This window comes from Massilia haematophila, from assembly GCF_042647645.1.
GTDB classification, from domain to species: Bacteria; Pseudomonadota; Gammaproteobacteria; order Burkholderiales; family Burkholderiaceae_D; genus Telluria; species Telluria haematophila.
In genome coordinates, this window is record NZ_JBHRVV010000001.1 from 2,530,923 (window position 1) to 2,548,585 (window position 17,663).

Here is a 17,663-nt window from a genome sequence, read left to right on the forward strand (position 1 = left end):
GCCTTACATCCAGGCTTGGCTTTCACGCTAGAATAGCGGTTTCGTAACCCAGCCGTGCCGAGCTCGCGCATCATGAAAACAGGCCCATCCGTACCGCTCGACCTGTCCAGCTGCGACAAGGAACCGATCCGCACCCCCGGCAGCATCCAGCCGCACGGGTTCATGCTCACCCTCTCGCCCGCGCTGCAGGTGCTGCAGGCCAGTGCCAACCTGTCGCGCTGGCTCGGCGTCGACGCCGCCGCCGCCGGCGGGCGTCCGCTGGCCGAGGTCATCGGCGAGGCGGCCGCCACGCGCCTGGCGCCCGGGCTCGATGGCGGCAAGCTGGGCAACCGTCCGTTCTACCTCGGCACGGTCACGGCCGGCAACGGCCAGCATTTCGATGTCCTGGCCCATGCCTGGGATGGCCTGGTGATCGCCGAGTTCGAAGCCGTCGAGCGCGACGCGCCGGCGGGCTTTCGCGAGCTCTATCCGCTGCTCGGCGAATTCCTCCTGAAGGTCAACGAAAGCGAGTCGGTCGAGTCGCTGGCCGCGCTGGCGGCGTATCACGTGCGCATGGTCACCGGCTACGGGCGCGTGATGGTCTACCAGTTCGACCGCGACGGCCACGGCCACGTGATGGCCGAGTCGAAGGAAGACAGCTACCACTCCTACATGGGCCAGCGCTTCCCGGCCACGGACATCCCGACCCAGGCGCGCGAGCTGTACACGCTGTCGCCGATCCGCCTGATCCACAACGCCGACTACACCCCGGCCCCGCTGCTGCCCGCGCTCAATCCGGTCACGGGCGCGCCGAACGACCTGTCGTTCGCCGCCCTGCGCAGCGTCTCGCCGGTGCACCTGCAATACATGCGCAACATGGGCACGCTGGCATCGATGTCGGTGTCGCTGGTGGTCAAGGGCCAGCTGTGGGGCCTGATCTCCTGCCACAACGCCGGGCCGGCTCCGCTCGAGTTCGAGAAGCGCACCGCCTGCGAGCAGCTGGGCCAGGTCCTGGCGCTGTGCATCGAGTCGCGCGAGGACGCCGCCGAGCTGCAGTTCCGCCTCGAAGTGCGGCGCATGATGGTGGCGATGCTGGCCAACCTGACCAAGGGCGCCGACATCATCGACAACATGCGCACAGTGTTTCCCGAGCTACTGCGCTTCGCGCGCGCCGGCGGGGTCGCGATCGTCGCCGACGAGCGCGTGCTGACCTACGGCGACACGCCCGACGACGAGGACATCCACGACATCGTCGGCTGGCTCGAGCAGCAGGGCCACGGCGGCGACGTGTTCCACACCGATGCGCTGTCGCTGCACTTCCGCGCCGCCGCCCGGCTCACGCGCAATGCCAGCGGCCTGCTGGCGATGCCGATCTCGCGCGTGCACAAGCACTACCTGCTGTGGTTCCGCCCCGAGCTGGTGCACACCATCGAATGGGCGGGCAACCCGCATGAGAAGGAAGCAGTGCCGGGCACCATGGTGCAACTCACGCCGCGCACCAGCTTCGCCGCCTGGCGCGAGGAAATCCACGGCATCAGCCTGCCCTGGCACGTCGCCGAGATCGAGCTGACCGGCGAATTCCGCAGCGCCCTGCTGGGCATCGCCCTCGAGCGCGCCGAGCAGATGGCCGAACTGGCCGAAGAACTGGGCCGCGCCAACAAGGAGCTGGAAGCCTTCTCGTACTCGGTCTCGCACGACCTGCGCGCGCCGCTGCGCCACATCGTCGGCTTTTCCGACCTGCTGCTCGAATCGAGCGGCAGCGAGGATGGCAACCTGCGCCAGCGCTTCCTCACCAACATCAAGGAGTCGGCGCGCCTGGCGGGCAAGCTGGTCGACGACCTGCTGAGCTTCTCGCAAATGGGCCGCGCCGCGCTGCGCCCGGTCGAGGTCGACATGTCGCACCTGGTCGACTCATGCATCGACAAGATGGCGATGGACCTGCAGGGCCGTCATATCGAGTGGGACATCGCGCCGCTGCCGCGCGTCGTGGCCGACCCGACCTTCCTGCACCTGGCGATGTCCAACCTGCTCTCGAACGCGGTCAAGTTCACGGGCCAGCGCGATCCGGCCGTGATCCGCGTCTGGGCCGAGCAGGATGCAAGCGACACCGTGTTCCACGTCGCCGACAACGGCGCCGGCTTCAACATGGACTACGTCCACAAGCTGTTCGGCGTGTTCCAGCGCTTGCACCGGATGGAAGACTTCCAGGGCACCGGCATCGGCCTGGCCAACGTGCGCCGCATCGTCGAGCGCCACGGCGGGCGCGCCTGGGCCGAATCGACCCAGGGCCAGGGCGCCACTTTCTCGTTCAGTATCCCGCGCAAACTCGCATTACCTTAAGAGCCACACACCATCATGCTAAAACCGATCCTGCTGGTCGAAGACAATCCTCACGACCTCGAACTGACCCTGGTGGCGCTGGCGAAGAGCCAGCTCGCCAACGAGGTCGTGGTGGTGCGCGATGGCGCCGAGGCGCTCGACTACCTGCTGCGCCGCGGCGAGTTCGCCCAGCGCGCCGAAGGCAATCCCGCCGTCACCCTGCTCGACCTGAAGCTGCCGAAGATCGACGGCCTGGAGGTGCTCGACAAGATTCGCAGCACCGCCCACCTGAAGAGCATGCCGGTGGTGATGCTGACCTCCTCGAAGGAAGAGCAGGACCTGGTGCGCAGCTACGAGCTGGGCGTCAACGCCTACGTGGTCAAGCCGGTCGACTTCAAGGAATTCGTGCGCGCGATCGCCGATCTCGGGATCTTCTGGGCGGTGCTGAACGAACCGCCGCCGGGCTCGCAGCGCTACGTGCGGCCGAGCTAGGATGCCCTCGCGGCAGGAAGCCTCCTGCCGCGTTTCGTGAATCAAGAGAAAAACAACCAGGCGACGCAAGCCGCCATCAGGGGCCTGATCGGGCGTTCTAGGAGGCCCGCGCCGGCGAATGGCCGGTGGCCTTCGGGGCCTTGCGGTTACGCCGCAGCAGATGACGGATGCGCGCGCTCAGCGCGTCCGGATGATAGGGTTTCTGCAGCAGGTGCACCGTGGGACTGAGCTTCCCCTCGTGCGCGAGCACGCCTTCCGCATATCCCGAGGTATACAAAATCTGCGCCTGCGGCAGGCAGCGGCGCAGCACTTCGCCCAGCTGCAGGCTGCTTACCGGCCCCGGCATGATCACGTCGGTGAACACCAGGTCGATGTGGCGTCCGCTCTCGATCAGCTCCACCGCGCGGGCGGCGTCCGGCGCCTCCAGCACCTCGTAGCCGAGCGCCGACAGGATCGCGCAGGTCGAGGTGCGTACATCCGCCTCGTCCTCCACCACCAGGATTGTCTCCAGGCCGCCGCACAGCGGCGTGTCCACGGTCGGCTCCGGCGCCGCCGCCTCGACCTCGCTGCGCGGGAGGTAGATGCACACGCTGGTGCCCATGCCGGCCTGGCTGCGCAGCAGGATCTCGCCGCCGGACTGCTTGACGAAGCCGTAGGCCATCGACAGGCCGAGCCCGGTCCCCTGCCCGACCGGCTTGGTCGTGAAGAAGGGCTCGAAGGCGCGCTGCAGCACTTCGGGCGGCATGCCCTTGCCGGTGTCGGCGGTCTCGATCATCACGTAGTCGACGGCCGGCACCTCGGGCGGCGCGTCGGCGGCGTCGACGTTGGCGGCGCGGATGGTCAGCGTGCCGCTGCCGTCCATCGCGTCGCGCGCGTTGATGGCCAGGTTCAGCAGGACATTGTTGAGCTGGTTGGGGTCGGCCAGGGTGCTGCCCAGCGACGGATCGATGTCGGTGACGATACGCGCACTGGGGCCGAGCACGCGGCGCATCATGTCGTCCATCTCGCGCAGCAGGTGGCCGGGATTGAGCACCACCGACTGCAGCGGCTGGCGCCGCGCGAAGGCCAGCAGGTGCGAGGACAGCTTGGCGCCGCGCTCGACGCCGGCCAGCGCCATCTCGACGCGGGCACGGGCGGCGTCGTTCAATCCACCCACCAGCTTGAGCAGCTGCAGGTTGCCGCCGATGATCTGAAGGACGTTGTTGAAGTCGTGGGCGACGCCGCCGGTGAGCTGGCCGATCGCCTCCATCTTTTGCGCCTGGTGCAGGGCCGACTGGCTGGCGGCGAGCTCTTCCTGGCTGTGGCGCAGCGAGACGAAGGCCTGGTCGCGCTCGCGCCGCGCGATGCAGGCGGCGCTGTGGTACTGCACGCGCGCGACCAGCTCGCGCGGGTCGGGCCACTTGACCATGTAGTCGTTGGCGCCGGCGGCAAAGGCGCGCGCCTTGATCTCGGGATCGTCTTCGGAGGACAGCAGGATGACGGGGATGTGTTCGGTCTCGCGGTTGGCGCGCAGCAGGCGCGTGACCTCGAAGCCGTCGAGCTCGGGCATGCGCAGGTCGACCAGCACCACCGTCGCGCCGATTTCCAACACCAGCTCGACTGCGCGCGCGGCGTTCGACTCGTAACGCAGGACGTGCTTCACGCAAGTCCGCAAGCCATGCTCGATGATCTGCTGGGAGAAAGGCTCGTCGTCGATCAAGAGAATGGAACAGCGGCTGGTTTCGTCTTCGATCATTGCCCTACACCCTATCTGCTGTCAGGAATCCCGTCATGTATTTGCTTTTTGGGAAGCATTAATTCTACACCAATGTGCAACAGCGAGCTCGTCAAATTTGACAATTGTGCAGAGCGGTACTTGCGCCCGCCACCGGCGCCATCATATGGGAAGGACGATGTTTTCGAGCGGCGAGGAATGCATGAGTGCCCCGGTATGCCCCCTGTGCGGACGCGAGCTCGGCACGGTCAACATCGACCGTCACCACCTCGTACCGAAGACCTTCAAGGGCAAGGAACAGTTCCCCATTCATAAGATCTGCCATCGCAAGATCCACTCCGCCTTGTCCGAACGCGAACTACTGCGTTCGTATCACACCTGGGAGGCGCTGCGCAGCCACGACGACATCCGCGCCTTCATCGATTGGGTGGCGAAAAAGCCGCCTGAGTTCTATACCCGCACTTTTACGTCGAACGCGAAGAAACGCAAGTAAAAAGTTTTTACGCGTTGTCGACTTGACAAATTTGACGAATTTATTTCATGCTGGACATTCCTACAATAAAGGATTGTCGCATGGACTACGCCGAATACCTGCAACACGATGCCACCGCGCTGGCCCGGCGCGTCGCCCGCGGCGACGTGGCCGCATCCGAACTCCTGGCCCTGGCACTGGACCGCAACGCCGCCGTCCACGGCCGCATCAACGCTGTCTGCCGCCTGCTCGAACCCCAGGCGCGCGCCCAACTGGACCGCGCCATGGGTGGCGCGCTGGCAGGCGTCCCCTTCCTGATCAAGGACGGCGTGCAGGACTACGCCGGCGTGCCGACCAGCTTCGGCAGCCGCTCCATGCTCGGCTACGTACCGACCGAACACGCGAGCGTGGTGCGGCGCTACCTGGATGCCGGCCTGGTCGTGTTCGGCAAGACCAACCTGCCCGAGTTTGCCCTGAAGGCCGTCACCGATCCGCAGCTGTACGGCCGCAGCAGCAATCCCTGGGACCTGGGCCGCACCCCGGGCGGGTCCAGCGGCGGCGCGGCGGCGGCGGTGGCGGCCGGCATCGTTCCCATGGCGGCCGGCAACGACGGCGGCGGCTCGATCCGCATCCCGGCTGCCTGTTGCGGCCTGTTCGGGCTGCGTCCATCGCGCGGCCGCGTGTCCTCGGGCCCGGCGATCGGCGAAGTCTGGTTCGGCGCCTCCAGCGAAGGCGTCCTTTCGCGCAGCGTGCGCGATTCGGCGCTGGCGCTCGACATCCTCCAGGGTGCGGAACCGGGCGACCCGTTCGACATCGCCCCGCCGTCCGGCTCCTACGCCGACCTGATGCGGCGCGATCCCGGCAAGCTGCGCATCGGCTTTTCCACCGCCTCGCCGATCGGCACCGAGGTCCATCCGGAAGCGGTGGCCGCGGTGCAGCGCACGGCCAAGCTGCTGCGCGGACTCGGACACGAGGTCGAGGAAGCCGCTCCGCGGGTCGACGGCACGGCGCTGGCCGAAAGCTTCCTGCACATTTATTTCGGCCAGGTGCCGGCCATGGTCGCGCGCGGCCGGGCACTGGGCGCCGGGACCGGCGACGTCGAGCTGACGGGCCGCCTGCTGGCGACGCTGGGCGGCGCCATGTCGGGCGCGCGCCTGACGGCCCAGCTGGCGAAGTGGAATACGTTCAGCCGCGATCTCGCGCGCTTCCACGCGCGCTACGACATGCTGCTCACACCGACCCTGGCCGCCCCGCCGCTGCGCCACGGCGAAGGCGATCCGCCGGCGGCCGAGCAGTTCGTGCTCGACCTGCTGCAGCGCAGCGGCCTGCTGGGCATCCTGGCCCGGCTCGGGCTATTGGAAGGCACGGTGAACCGCATCGCGCGCGACAGCCTGCGCTTCGTACCCTTCACCCAGCTGGCCAACCTGACCGGCACCCCGGCAATGTCGGTGCCGCTGCACTGGACAGCGGACGGCCTGCCGCTGGGCGTGCAGTTCGTCGGACGTTTTGGGGCCGAGGACAGGCTGCTGCAGCTGGCGCACCAGCTGGAAGGCGCGGCGCCGTGGTTCGACAGGTTGTCGCCGCTGGCGCGCGAGGGATTGGGGCAGACCGGGAAGGTTCCCGCCAGCGTGGATGCTTGAACATGCGGGTTTCGTAGGGTGGACACCCGTGTCCACCCTTGACGGCGGCATTCTTCCAATTGCGCTCTATCGGATGCGCTGGCAATGCTCGACCGGTGAGACCGCGTGGGCACAGGTGCCCACCCTACCACGGCGTTCACCCGGTTTTCGTAGGGTGGGTTCTCGAACCCACGCCGTACCACGCGTGCACGTCGAAACACCTGCCAACAGAAAAGGCCGATGATCATCGCGTTGTTGCGAGATCATCGCCTCCTTGTTTCGAGCGCCGTACAGCGTGGGTTCAAGAACCCACCCTACCAAATCAGCTTACCAACGTCGCAATCGCATCCCCCACCTCCACCGTCTTCGCCGTCCCGCCCAGGTCCCCGGTCCGCGGTCCGGTGCGCAGCACCTCTTCGATCGCGCCGACGATGGCGTCGTGCGCCTCGCGCAGCCCCGCGGGCGCATCCGGCGCGTCGGCCAGGAAGCCCAGCATCATCGCGCCCGACCAGATCATTGCGATCGGGTTGGCGATGCCCTTGCCCGCGATGTCCGGCGCCGAGCCGTGCACCGGTTCGAACAGCGAGGGGAAGCTGCGCTCCGGGTTCAGGTTGCCCGATGGCGCGAGACCAATGGTGCCGGTGCAGGCCGGGCCCAGGTCCGACAGGATGTCGCCGAACAGGTTCGAGGCCACCACCACGTCGAAGCGCTGCGGCTGCAGCACGAAGCGGGCCGTGAGGATGTCGATGTGCTGCTTGTCGACCGTGACTTCCGGGTAGCCGGCGCCGACGGCGTCGGCACGGCCGTCCCACCAGGGCATGCTGATCGCGATGCCGTTCGACTTGGTCGCCACCGTCAGGTGCTTGCGCGCGCGCGACCGGGCCAGCTCGAAGGCGTACTTGAGCACGCGGTCGGCGCCATGGCGGCTGAACACCGACTCCTGGATCACGATCTCGCGTTCGGTCCCGGGGAACATGATGCCGCCCAGGTTCGTGTATTCGCCCTCGGTGTTCTCGCGCACCACGTAGAAATCGATGTCGCCCGGCTTGCGGTTGGCCAGCGGGCAAGGCACGCCCTCGAACAGGCGCACCGGGCGCAGGTTGATGTACTGGTCGAACTCGCGCCGGAACTTCAGCAGCGAACCCCAGAGCGAGATGTGGTCCGGCACCGTAGCCGGCCAACCGACCGCGCCGAAATAGATCGCATCCATGCCCGCGAGCTGCTCCTTCCAGTCGGGCGGCATCATGTCGCCGGTCTTCAGGTAGTAGTCGCAGCTGGCCCATTCGAACTGCGTGAACTCGAGCGCGAGACCGAAGCGCCGGGCGGCCGCCTCCAGGACTTTCAGGCCTTCCGGCAGGACTTCCTTGCCGATACCGTCGCCGGCGATCGCGGCGATCTTGAAACTGCGTGTCATGTGGTACTTCCCTTCTGGGCTTGCTTCGATAGAAAAGATGATCGTAGCAGTCTTTCCACAAGGGCGCAGACGGGACGGCAGGCGGTGGCCAAATTGCGGCTGCAAACGAAAAAGGCCGCATCTTGCGATGCGGCCTTCTCTTGTTCTGGCTCCCCGACCTGGACTCGAACCAGGGACCTGCGGATTAACAGTCCGTCGCTCTACCGACTGAGCTATCAGGGAATTGAGGCAATATTATAGCCGGCCGTTTTCGTTTTAGCCAGTGTCTCGCGAAAAATCCCAACCCGCACCCGCTGCGCCCCGCTTTGCTATAGTCTCGCCACCCTGGCCGCACGGCTTCACCACACTTCAATCACGACCATGACTACTTCCCGCATACTCGGCACTCCCCTCTCCGCTTCCGCCACCCGCGTGATGCTGCTCGGCTCCGGCGAACTCGGCAAGGAGGTCATCATCGCGCTGCAGCGCCTCGGCGTCGAGGTGGTGGCGGTCGACCGCTATCCGAACGCGCCCGGCCACCAGGTCGCGCACCGCGCCCATGTGATCGACATGACCGACGGCGATGCCCTGGCCGCGCTGATCGAGCAGGAACAGCCCGACCTCGTCATTCCCGAGATCGAAGCGATCGCCACCGACAAGCTGGCCGAACTGGAAGCGGCGGGCAAAATCACCTGCATCCCGACCGCGCGCGCGGCCCAGCTGACCATGAACCGCGAAGGCATCCGCCGCCTGGCGGCCGAGGAACTGGGCCTGCCGACCTCGCCCTACCGCTTCGCCAGCAACCTGGCCGAGCTGGAACAGGCCTGCGCGGCGGTGGGCTTCCCCTGCGTCGTCAAGCCGGTCATGTCCTCGTCCGGCAAGGGCCAGTCCAAGCTCGACGGCGCCGCCGACGTGCGCGCTGCCTGGGATTACGCCGCCGCCGGCGGCCGCGTCGACAGCGGCCGCGTGATCGCGGAAGGCTTCATCGACTTCGACTACGAGATCACCCTGCTCACCGTGCGTTCGCTGGGCGCGAACGGCGAGGTCGAGACCGCCTTCTGCGATCCGATCGGCCACAGGCAGGTGCAGGGCGACTACGTCGAATCCTGGCAGCCGCATCCGATGAGCGCACTGGCCCTCGCGCGTTCGCGCGAGATCGCGGAAAAGGTGACGGGCAATCTCGGTGGCCTGGGCGTGTTCGGCGTCGAGCTGTTCGTGAAAGGCGACATGGTCTGGTTCTCGGAAGTGAGCCCACGCCCGCACGACACCGGCATGGTGACCATGGTCACGCAACTGCAGAGCGAATTCGAGCTGCACGCCAAGGCCGTGCTGGGCCTGCCGGTGAACACCGCGCTGCGCACGCCGGGCGCCTCCGCCGTGATCTACGGCCAGCTCGACGAAGCCGGCATCGCCTTCGAGGGCGTGGCCGAGGCCCTGCGGGTGCCGGGCGCGGATATCCGCCTGTTCGGCAAGCCGGAATCGTTCGCGCGCCGCCGCATGGGCGTGGCGCTGGCCGGCGCCGGCGATATCGACAGCGCACGCCAGCGCGCGCTGGAAGCGGCAGGCAAGGTCAAGCCGGTGTCGGGCCACAAGTAACGCCCGCCAATAGCGGACCGCACACAGGGTCCGCAGGCGCGGCTGCCGACGCCGCGCCATCCTCCCCCCCCGGCAGTTCCGCCCCTCCCCGTCACACAATCCGATCCCATGCTTGGGCGCAGGCCGACACGCCTGTAGGCGCAAGCCTTATACCGGACGGCGCCAGGCTGCGATGTAATAGCCACGACTGCAAGCGTATCCGCACGCCGCGGATTTTCATGCACAGGCAAGCCGTGGGGCGAAGGTGACAAAGTGGCGTTCAAGTTGAAAAAGGTGATGGAGATGGTCGGACCATCGGCGGCATTGGTCTTCGCGGCATGGCTGCTGCAGTTGCTCGAACAGCGCCATGCCGCGACGCAGACGCGCTACCGCGAACTGATCGACGCCTTCCGCAACGGCGCCGACGGCAGGAGCGGCGTCATCATGAAGGATGACATCGATGCCTACCGCCAGCGCACAAGGTCGATGTTCTGCGCGACGCGCATCGGCATGACCGCGGGATTCCTGCTGCTGCTCTCGCTCATGATCGGCACCCTGGACGCCGTGCTCGAGGCCGACTGGCCGAAACTGTTCGGCGCGCCAGCCAACATGCTCAGGCTGCTGCTCGTGATTCCGGCCGCAGTCCTGGTTATCGCGGAAAACGCAATGACCAGGAAGCGCCAGGGCGCCGGGCTGGGCGACCGGAGCGGTTGCAACGATCAGCAGCCAGCCGGCGCTTCGTGCGCAGCCAGGAAAGCCGTGGGCGCGGTTCACGCCACGCTATCGAAGGCGAGTCGGCGCCCGGGATCGCCCTCGACGGGCCGGCTATCCATCGCCAGGCGAATATCCGACGCCAGCCTGGCCAGCATCTTCTTCGCTGCGGGCGAACTGAGGGGCTCGAAACGCAGGTTGCGCCAATCGACATAATTGCGCATCGCAACCAGGCTTGCCACGGCATCCGCCATGCGCTGCGCCTCATCGTTCAGCAGCGGACTGTCGATGTAGTAGACCGGAAGGATCAGGTCGCTGCGGCCGACCGCCCGCTCCAGCCTGACGAAGCGCTCGAACTCCTCCCGACATGCGTCGCTGCGGAAGAAACTGGGCGTGATGATGCAGATGAGGAAGTTGACCGACTCGATGCAGTCGCGGATTCGCTCGCGCCAGTTCTGTCCCCAGGCGATATCGTGCCGGTCCTGGAAGATGTCGAAGCGCATGCCCGTCTGTGCACGCACCTCGCCGCTCAAGCGCTCCCTGAAATCCGTCAGATAACCCGCGTCATGCTCGTCATCCGCCCGCACGTAGCTCATGAAGCCAATTGCATTGCTGCTCATACAAACCACCTTTCTCTTTCACTCGTCTAAAGCTCATCCATCGGATGATGCGTGCCAGACAACGGCTGCCCGAATGATGAGGCTGCATGTTAGAGCTAGTGGTCCGAGGAAAAATTCCGCGAGAAAATCGACTATTCGTGAGGACAACTGATCCGGCTCAAGGATTGTGCGGGATAGTAAACGGCAGCGCCCTGAAGAACGCCAAAAACAAAAAGGGCCGCATCTTGCGATGCGGCCCTTTTCGTGTACTTCCAAATTCTTGGCTCCCCGACCTGGACTCGAACCAGGGACCTGCGGATTAACAGTCCGTCGCTCTACCGACTGAGCTATCAGGGAATTGATGAAACGAATTATAACTGCTCAGCGGCATTACGCAAAGCGCCGTACGCGAATTCGTGCGGCGCCATGCCATCGGCCTCGCTTAGCCTTCGGGCTGCGCGCGCAGCGCCTTTCGGACGATCAATGCTTGCCGCGGCGGCGGCGGGCGGCGGCACCGGCCAGGCCCAGGCCCAGGCCCACCAGGGCCAGCGAGGCCGGCTCGGGGACCTCGCTCGCGATCGTGTACTGGATCACCCCCAGCGAACCGCGCAGGACCGACTCGCTATCGGCGCTTTGCCCGCCAAACGTGAAACGCAGGATCTCGCCCGCGCCGACATTGGTGAAGCTGTACGAACCCATGTGGCTGAAGGCACCGGGATACATGTTGCAGCAGCTGACGGTGCCGGCGTTGAGCAGCGAGGTCATGCCCTCGTCCGTGCCGGCGCGGAGGAAGGCCTGGGGCAAAGCGTACCCGTGAACGCCAGAATATTGCCAGAAGAAGTGGTAGTCGCCCGCCTTGTCGGCGACGGCGCTCGCGGCCCATGTCCGGGGCAGTCCCTTGGTTGACCTTGTTGTTGCTCGATGTAAAAGATGCCGACATGCAACACGCATGAAGCGCCGATGCAAAACAAAAAGCCACATCCTTGGATGTGGCTTTCGTTTTGCAGCTTTTACTTCTGCTGAATTCTGGCTCCCCGACCTGGACTCGAACCAGGGACCTGCGGATTAACAGTCCGTCGCTCTACCGACTGAGCTATCAGGGATTAGCTTGCTCTTCGCTCTGCACTTGCGTTCAAGTTCGAAGAGCCAAGATTTTAGAGGACTTTGGCGATTGCGTCAACGACGAGATCGATGTTTTTCGAATTCAGCGCGGCAACGCAGATGCGGCCGGTGTCGACCGCGTAGATCGACTGCTCGCGCAGCTTGCCGACCTGCTCCTTGGTCAGGCCCGAGTACGAGAACATGCCGACCTGTTCGCGGACGAAGGCGAAGTCGCGGCCCGGGGCCTTCTCGGCCAGCTTCTGCACCAGTGCCTCGCGCATTTCCTTGATGCGCACGCGCATGCCGGCCAGCTCGTCTTCCCACATCTGGCGCAGTTCCGGCGTCGACAGGACGGTCGCGACCACCTTGCCGCCGTGGATGGGCGGGTTCGAGTAGTTGGTGCGCACCACGCGCTTCAGCTGCGACAGCAGACGCGCCGCTTCCTCGGCGTTTGAGGCCACCACCGACAGCGCGCCGACGCGCTCGCCGTACAGCGAGAAGGACTTCGAGAACGAGTTCGACACCAACAGCGGACCGCCGGCCTCGACGAAGCGGCGCACCACGGCGCCATCTTCCGCAATGCCGGAACCGAAGCCCTGGTAGGCCATGTCGAGGAAAGGAACCAGGCCGTTCTGCTGCACGGCCGCGATCACCTGGCCCCACTGCTCCTGCGTGAGGTCGGCGCCGGTCGGGTTGTGGCAGCAGGCGTGCAGCACCACGATCGAGCCACGCGGCATCTTGTTCAGCGAGGCCAGCATGCCCTCGAAGTTCACGCCGTGGGTGGCCGGGTCGTAATAGGTGTAGTTGTTGACGATGAAACCGGCGCTCTCGAACAGGGCGCGGTGGTTTTCCCAGCTCGGGTCGCTGATGAAGACTTCCGACTCGGGTGAGAAACGCTTGAGGAAGTCGGCGCCGAGTTTCAGCGCGCCGGTGCCGCCCAGGGCTTGCACGGTGATCGCGCGCTTCTCTTGAATTACGGCGCTGTCGGCCCCAAATACGAGTTCCTGCACAGCCTTGTCGTACGCTGCCAGGCCGTCGATCGGCAGGTAGGTGCGCGGCGCCGGCTGCTCCATCAGCTTCGCTTCCGCCTTCTGCACGCACTGCAGCAGCGGCACCTTGCCATTGTCGTCATAGTAGACACCAACGCCCAGGTTGATCTTGGCCGGATTGGTGTCGGCGTTGAATGCTTCGGTGATGCCCAGGATAGGGTCGCGCGGGGCCATGTCGATGGCGCCGAAGAGGCTGGCGGAGGCTGAAGAAGTCATCGTGATAAACTGAATTGTCGGTGGGTTCGCAGCTGTTGTATAGACAACGGCTCTGCAACAAAAAGCATGTTGCAGTGCCGCAGGCGGATCCCCATTCTAGCAAAGGTCTTGAAACATGGCTGAAGTATCCAGCATAAGCGCTCCCGCAACCGGCCCCGAACCGACGGTGATCACTTACCCGAACTCACCCTTCAAGCTGCATCAGCCCTTCCCGCCGGCCGGCGACCAGCCGACCGCGATCGACGGCCTGGTCGAGGGCATCGAGGACGGCCTGATGTACCAGACCCTGCTCGGGGTGACCGGTTCCGGCAAGACCTATACGATGGCCAACGTCATCGCCAAGGCCGGCCGTCCGGCGATCGTGTTCGCGCCGAACAAGACCCTGGCCGCCCAGCTGTATGCGGAGTTCCGCGAGTTCTTCCCGCAGAACGCGGTCGAGTACTTCGTCTCCTACTACGACTACTACCAGCCGGAAGCCTACGTGCCGCAGCGCGACCTGTTCATCGAAAAGGACTCGTCGATCAACGAGCACATCGAGCAGATGCGCCTGTCGTGCACCAAGTCGCTGATGGAGCGACGCGACGTCGTCATCGTCGCCACGGTGTCGGCGATCTACGGTATCGGTAATCCGAACGAATACCACAAGATGATCCTGACGCTGCGCCACAAGGACAAGGTGGCCCAGCGCGACATCATCGCGCGCCTGATCCAGATGCAGTATTCGCGCAACGAGATGGACTTCGGCCGCGGCACCTTCCGCGTGCGCGGCGATACCATCGACATCTTCCCGGCCGAGCACGCCGAACTGGCGATCCGGGTCGAGATGTTCGACGACGAGATCGAGTCGCTGCAGCTGTTCGACCCGCTCACCGGCCGCGTGCGCCAGAAGATCCCGCGCTTCACGGTGTACCCGGGCTCGCACTACGTGACCCCGCGCTCGACCGTGCTGCGCGCGATCGAGTCGATCAAGGCCGAGCTGCGCGACCGCCTCGACTACTTCCGCAAGGAGAACAAGCTGATCGAGGAACAGCGGCTGGAGCAGCGCACCCGCTTCGACCTCGAGATGATGGCCGAGATCGGCTTCACCAAGGGCATCGAGAACTATTCGCGCCACCTGTCGGGCGCGATGCCGGGCGAACCGCCGCCGACCCTGGTCGACTACCTGCCGAAGGACGCGCTGATGTTCATGGACGAGTCGCACGTGCTGGTCGGCCAGCTGTCCGCCATGTACAACGGCGACCGCTCGCGCAAGACCAACCTCGTCGACTACGGCTTCCGCCTGCCCTCGGCGCTGGACAACCGGCCTTTGAAATTCGAGGAATTCGAAGGCAAGATGCGCCAGACGATTTTTGTGTCGGCGACGCCGGCGGACTACGAGAATGCGCACGCCGACAACGTGGTCGAGCAGGTGGTGCGCCCGACCGGCCTGGTCGACCCGCAGGTCATCGTGCGCCCCGCCCTGTCGCAGGTCGACGACCTGATGAGCGAGATCAACGACCGCATCAAGAAAGACGAACGCGTGCTGGTGACCACGCTGACCAAGCGCATGGCCGAGCAGTTGACCGAGTACCTGAGCGACCACGGCATCAAGGTGCGCTACCTGCACAGCGACATCGAGACCGTCGAGCGCGTCGAGATCCTGCGCGACCTGCGCCTGGGCACCTTCGACGTCCTGATCGGCATTAACCTGCTGCGCGAAGGCCTGGACTTGCCGGAAGTGTCGCTGGTGGCGATCCTGGACGCCGACAAGGAAGGTTTTCTCCGTTCCGAGCGTTCGCTGATCCAGACCATCGGCCGCGCCGCGCGTAACCTGAACGGCGTGGCGATCCTGTACGCCGACCACATCACCGACTCGATGCGCCGCGCGATCGATGAGACCGAACGCCGCCGCGCCAAGCAGATCGCCTTCAACGAAGCCAACGGCATCGTCCCGAAGGGCGTGCAGAAGAAGATCAAGGAGATGATCGACGGCGTCTACAGCAATGCCGCGCAGAAGGCCATGGCCGAGGGCGCTACCGGTCTGGCCGAGGCGGAAGCCGCGGCGAAGGTCGAGGGCATGAGCGAGAAGCAGATCAGCAAGGAGATCAAGCGCCTCGAGAAGCTCATGGTCGACCACGCCAAGAACCTCGAGTTCGAGAAGGCGGCCCAGGTGCGCGACCAGCTGCATGTGCTCAAGCAGCAGGCGTTTGGGGCGCCGGGGGCGGACAATGTGGTGTCGATGTTGGGGAAGTAAATTGGCAAAGCAGAACGGCGCCGGTGGCGCCGTTTTTTTGTGCTGACCATTTCGCCGATTTTCAACGTGTCAGACCGTGTGGGTTCAAGAACCCACCCTACGCCAACATCGGGTTTCGTAGGGTGGGTTCTTGAACCTACGCCTTCTCATCGCCGGCTGGCACGCGGCCCGTAACTGCCCCTACCGCTTGAACATCCTCGGATCGAAACTGAAGGTCCGCGCAATACTCAGCTTCACCTGGTCAAAGGCATGGTGCGCCGGGTTGATCACGAGATTCGCGCCCTCCCCCACGATCACCGACGGCACCCGCATGTAGAGGTGTTCGCGTTTCTTGAGGAAGGCCGTGCCGAAGGCGGTGGCGCTGCCGCCGTCGTCGAGCGAGTCCCAGCCCTCGGGCAAATCCTCTGCCGCGACGTCGAGCCCGAGTTCGGGATCGTCCGGCAGGTCGATCGCGACCAGCACCAGCGGCTCCTCGTCGACCTCCTCGGTGTGGACGAATTTTTCCAGCACGGCCAGTTCCACCGTCATCGCCGCGTACAGGGCTGGCTGCCCCTCGCTGTGCCAGTGGCCGCCGCTCGCGCGCGCGCCGGCGCAGCTGCGGTCGAGGGCGGCTTTTTCGATGGCGATTCTCCAGGTTCTCATGAGTGCTGTCGCTTGATCAATTGATGGGACCAGCATACAACGAGGGCTGGACGCTGCCGCGCACGGCTCGAGGAGTGCCCTAAAAAACAAAAGCGGCCCGCAGGCTAATGCCGGTCACTTAAGGCATTGACCAGTCGGCGGTTTGAGCTAAAACGGATTCACGATCAACGTGAATCCGTTTTTTATTATGGCTCTCCAACTTGACCTGGACTATGCGGCTGAGCTGGCACCGCATGAGTTTGAACGCTTCGCCAGCCTGATCGATCCAGCCTGGATCGACGAAGCCTTGCAGCAGACCAGGACAGTGTCATTGCGGCGGCGGCGCTTGCCGGCCGAACGCATGGTCTGGCTGGTCATCGGCCTGGCTCTGTTTCGCAATGAACCGATCTGGCATATCGTCCAGCAGCTCGATTTGGCCGAGGGCCCGACACCCAGTGCTCCCGTGCCCAGTGCTGCTGTAGCAGGGCGAGAGCGCCTTGGTGAGGCACCGATGGCATGGTTGTTCGAACGCTTGGCAAGCTGCTGGGGGAGCACTGCCATACCTGAACAAGGGCTGTTTCATGGGTTGCGCAGTTACGCCGTCGACGACGTGGTGTGGTCGCTGCCCGACACACCAGCCAACGGTGAAAAGTTTGGCCGAGGCTCGAACGCGCATTGCAAAGGCGCTTGGCCACAATTGCGCGCAGTCTGCTTGATGGACACCTACACTCACCTGATCCGCGCTGCCGAGTTTGGCGACTACGGCACCTCAGAGCTGAGCTTTGCCAAATCACTAATGCATAAGGTGCCAGATGGATCGTTGACGATCTTCGATCGTGCCTATCTCTCGGCAACCCTTCTTCTGGACTGGCAGCAGGCAGGTGAGCAAAGACATTGGCTCATGCGGGCTAGAAGCGGATTGCGTTATGAAGTGGTCTGCCAGTTTGCCCCTGACGACTGCCTGGTGAGTTTCGAGGTATCCCAGCAGGCACGCAAGCAGCGACCGGATTTGCCATCGCATTGGCAAGCACGACTCATTACCTGCATGGTTGGTGGAGAGCGCCGGCAGTACCTTACCTCTCTGTGGGACGCGCACCGTTTTCCAGCGCGTGAGATCGTTGCGCACTACATGCAGCGCTGGGAGATCGAATTAGGTTTCAGGGAAATCAAACAAGGCATGCAGAAGAATGCGACGACACTGCGCAGCAAGTTGCCTGCGCTGGTACGCCAGGAAGTATGGGGCACGCTCATCGCCTACAACCTGCTGCGCCATGAAATTGCCCAAATGGCCGATGAACTACACGTACCGCCACAACGCCTAAGCTTCCAGTGGCTGGCCCTGGCCATTACCACGGCCCTGTACCACTGGCCTCTGCAAACGCCTGGCACCTTCCTCAAGCGTCTGGCACTGCTACGCGAGCAGGCACGCGCCTATCTCTTGCCAGAACGTCGAACGCGGTCCTATCCCAGAGTCGTCAAACAGTGCAGATCCAAGTTTCCAATGAAAAATGCCAGTCAGCTTAACTGACTGGCATTAGCCCGCAGGCCGCTTTTGCTTGATATCCCGACT

Annotated in this window: 13 protein-coding genes and 3 tRNA genes; 7 read left to right on the plus strand and 9 right to left on the minus strand. The window is 64.7% G+C overall.

Annotation, left to right across the window (positions count from 1 at the left end; translation table 11 throughout):
- Positions 1-72 precede the first annotated feature (72 nt).
- Together ACFOPH_RS11280 and ACFOPH_RS11285 are read left to right on the plus strand one after the other, a co-directional pair.
- Positions 73-2,319, plus strand: coding sequence for an ATP-binding protein (locus ACFOPH_RS11280; RefSeq protein WP_312551828.1), 2,247 nt, complete (start codon positions 73-75; stop codon positions 2,317-2,319).
- Positions 2,320-2,334: 15 nt separating this feature from the next.
- Positions 2,335-2,790: a response regulator gene (locus ACFOPH_RS11285; RefSeq protein ID WP_312551827.1), complete on the plus strand. Its 456-nt coding sequence runs from the start codon at positions 2,335-2,337 to the stop codon at positions 2,788-2,790.
- A gap of 97 nt (positions 2,791-2,887) precedes the next feature.
- On the opposite strand, the gene ACFOPH_RS11290 is transcribed toward ACFOPH_RS11285, so the two are convergent.
- Entirely contained in the window at positions 2,888-4,525 is a 1,638-nt protein-coding gene (locus ACFOPH_RS11290) for a response regulator (RefSeq protein WP_312551826.1), read from the minus strand.
- A gap of 181 nt (positions 4,526-4,706) precedes the next feature.
- Here ACFOPH_RS11290 and ACFOPH_RS11295 point away from each other — a divergent pair, with 181 nt between their 5' ends.
- Complete coding sequence (locus ACFOPH_RS11295) at positions 4,707-4,997, plus strand: hypothetical protein (RefSeq protein WP_312551825.1); 291 nt, start codon at positions 4,707-4,709, stop codon at positions 4,995-4,997.
- An 80-nt stretch (positions 4,998-5,077) separates the two neighbouring features.
- Positions 5,078-6,616 carry an amidase gene (locus tag ACFOPH_RS11300; protein WP_379735303.1) on the plus strand — a complete coding sequence of 513 codons (1,539 nt, stop codon included), beginning with the start codon at positions 5,078-5,080 and terminating at the stop codon, positions 6,614-6,616.
- A 301-nt stretch (positions 6,617-6,917) separates the two neighbouring features.
- On the opposite strand, the gene ACFOPH_RS11305 is transcribed toward ACFOPH_RS11300, so the two are convergent.
- The gene (locus ACFOPH_RS11305) at positions 6,918-8,009 is read right to left on the minus strand and encodes a tartrate dehydrogenase (RefSeq protein WP_312549765.1); all 1,092 of its coding nucleotides are present in this window, start codon (positions 8,007-8,009) and stop codon (positions 6,918-6,920) included.
- Positions 8,010-8,155: 146 nt separating this feature from the next.
- Positions 8,156-8,231: transfer RNA gene (locus ACFOPH_RS11310), tRNA-Asn, on the minus strand.
- Positions 8,232-8,369: 138 nt separating this feature from the next.
- Between ACFOPH_RS11310 and purT the strand changes: the two genes are divergently transcribed.
- Positions 8,370-9,584, plus strand: coding sequence for a formate-dependent phosphoribosylglycinamide formyltransferase (purT, locus tag ACFOPH_RS11315; RefSeq protein ID WP_379735305.1), 1,215 nt, complete (start codon positions 8,370-8,372; stop codon positions 9,582-9,584).
- A 749-nt stretch (positions 9,585-10,333) separates the two neighbouring features.
- On the opposite strand, the gene ACFOPH_RS11320 is transcribed toward purT, so the two are convergent.
- The 5 genes from ACFOPH_RS11320 to ACFOPH_RS11340 all read right to left on the minus strand — a co-directional run bounded on the left by ACFOPH_RS11320 (position 10,334) and on the right by ACFOPH_RS11340 (position 13,239).
- Positions 10,334-10,894, minus strand: coding sequence for a toll/interleukin-1 receptor domain-containing protein (locus ACFOPH_RS11320; protein ID WP_379735307.1), 561 nt, complete (start codon positions 10,892-10,894; stop codon positions 10,334-10,336).
- 260 nt (positions 10,895-11,154) lie between these two features.
- A tRNA-Asn gene (locus tag ACFOPH_RS11325) sits at positions 11,155-11,230 on the minus strand.
- 123 nt (positions 11,231-11,353) lie between these two features.
- Positions 11,354-11,638 carry a PEP-CTERM sorting domain-containing protein gene (locus tag ACFOPH_RS11330; RefSeq protein ID WP_379735309.1) on the minus strand — a complete coding sequence of 95 codons (285 nt, stop codon included), beginning with the start codon at positions 11,636-11,638 and terminating at the stop codon, positions 11,354-11,356.
- 262 nt (positions 11,639-11,900) lie between these two features.
- A tRNA-Asn gene (locus ACFOPH_RS11335) sits at positions 11,901-11,976 on the minus strand.
- Positions 11,977-12,027: 51 nt separating this feature from the next.
- Complete coding sequence (locus ACFOPH_RS11340; RefSeq protein ID WP_312549759.1) at positions 12,028-13,239, minus strand: amino acid aminotransferase; 1,212 nt, start codon at positions 13,237-13,239, stop codon at positions 12,028-12,030.
- 115 nt (positions 13,240-13,354) lie between these two features.
- Here ACFOPH_RS11340 and uvrB point away from each other — a divergent pair, with 115 nt between their 5' ends.
- On the plus strand, positions 13,355-15,472 hold the full coding sequence (gene uvrB, locus ACFOPH_RS11345; RefSeq protein ID WP_379735311.1) for an excinuclease ABC subunit UvrB: 2,118 nt from the start codon (positions 13,355-13,357) through the stop codon (positions 15,470-15,472).
- A 180-nt stretch (positions 15,473-15,652) separates the two neighbouring features.
- On the opposite strand, the gene ACFOPH_RS11350 is transcribed toward uvrB, so the two are convergent.
- Positions 15,653-16,114, minus strand: coding sequence for an RES family NAD+ phosphorylase (locus tag ACFOPH_RS11350; protein WP_379735313.1), 462 nt, complete (start codon positions 16,112-16,114; stop codon positions 15,653-15,655).
- 169 nt (positions 16,115-16,283) lie between these two features.
- Between ACFOPH_RS11350 and ACFOPH_RS11355 the strand changes: the two genes are divergently transcribed.
- Positions 16,284-17,621, plus strand: a complete 1,338-nt coding sequence (locus ACFOPH_RS11355) for an IS4 family transposase (RefSeq protein WP_379735315.1) — start codon at positions 16,284-16,286, stop codon at positions 17,619-17,621.
- Positions 17,622-17,663: the final 42 nt, after the last annotated feature.

Coding starts and splice junctions, on each gene's coding strand:
- uvrB (WP_379735311.1), top strand. CDS start 13,355: ATGGCTGAAGTATCCAGCATAAGCGCTCCCGCAACCGGCCCCGAACCG.
- ACFOPH_RS11350 (WP_379735313.1), bottom strand. CDS start 16,114: ATGAGAACCTGGAGAATCGCCATCGAAAAAGCCGCCCTCGACCGCAGC.
- ACFOPH_RS11285 (WP_312551827.1), top strand. CDS start 2,335: ATGCTAAAACCGATCCTGCTGGTCGAAGACAATCCTCACGACCTCGAA.
- ACFOPH_RS11340 (WP_312549759.1), bottom strand. CDS start 13,239: ATGACTTCTTCAGCCTCCGCCAGCCTCTTCGGCGCCATCGACATGGCC.
- ACFOPH_RS11280 (WP_312551828.1), top strand. CDS start 73: ATGAAAACAGGCCCATCCGTACCGCTCGACCTGTCCAGCTGCGACAAG.
- ACFOPH_RS11305 (WP_312549765.1), bottom strand. CDS start 8,009: ATGACACGCAGTTTCAAGATCGCCGCGATCGCCGGCGACGGTATCGGC.
- ACFOPH_RS11300 (WP_379735303.1), top strand. CDS start 5,078: ATGGACTACGCCGAATACCTGCAACACGATGCCACCGCGCTGGCCCGG.
- purT (WP_379735305.1), top strand. CDS start 8,370: ATGACTACTTCCCGCATACTCGGCACTCCCCTCTCCGCTTCCGCCACC.
- ACFOPH_RS11295 (WP_312551825.1), top strand. CDS start 4,707: ATGAGTGCCCCGGTATGCCCCCTGTGCGGACGCGAGCTCGGCACGGTC.
- ACFOPH_RS11320 (WP_379735307.1), bottom strand. CDS start 10,894: ATGAGCAGCAATGCAATTGGCTTCATGAGCTACGTGCGGGCGGATGAC.
- ACFOPH_RS11330 (WP_379735309.1), bottom strand. CDS start 11,638: ATGACCTCGCTGCTCAACGCCGGCACCGTCAGCTGCTGCAACATGTAT.
- ACFOPH_RS11290 (WP_312551826.1), bottom strand. CDS start 4,525: ATGATCGAAGACGAAACCAGCCGCTGTTCCATTCTCTTGATCGACGAC.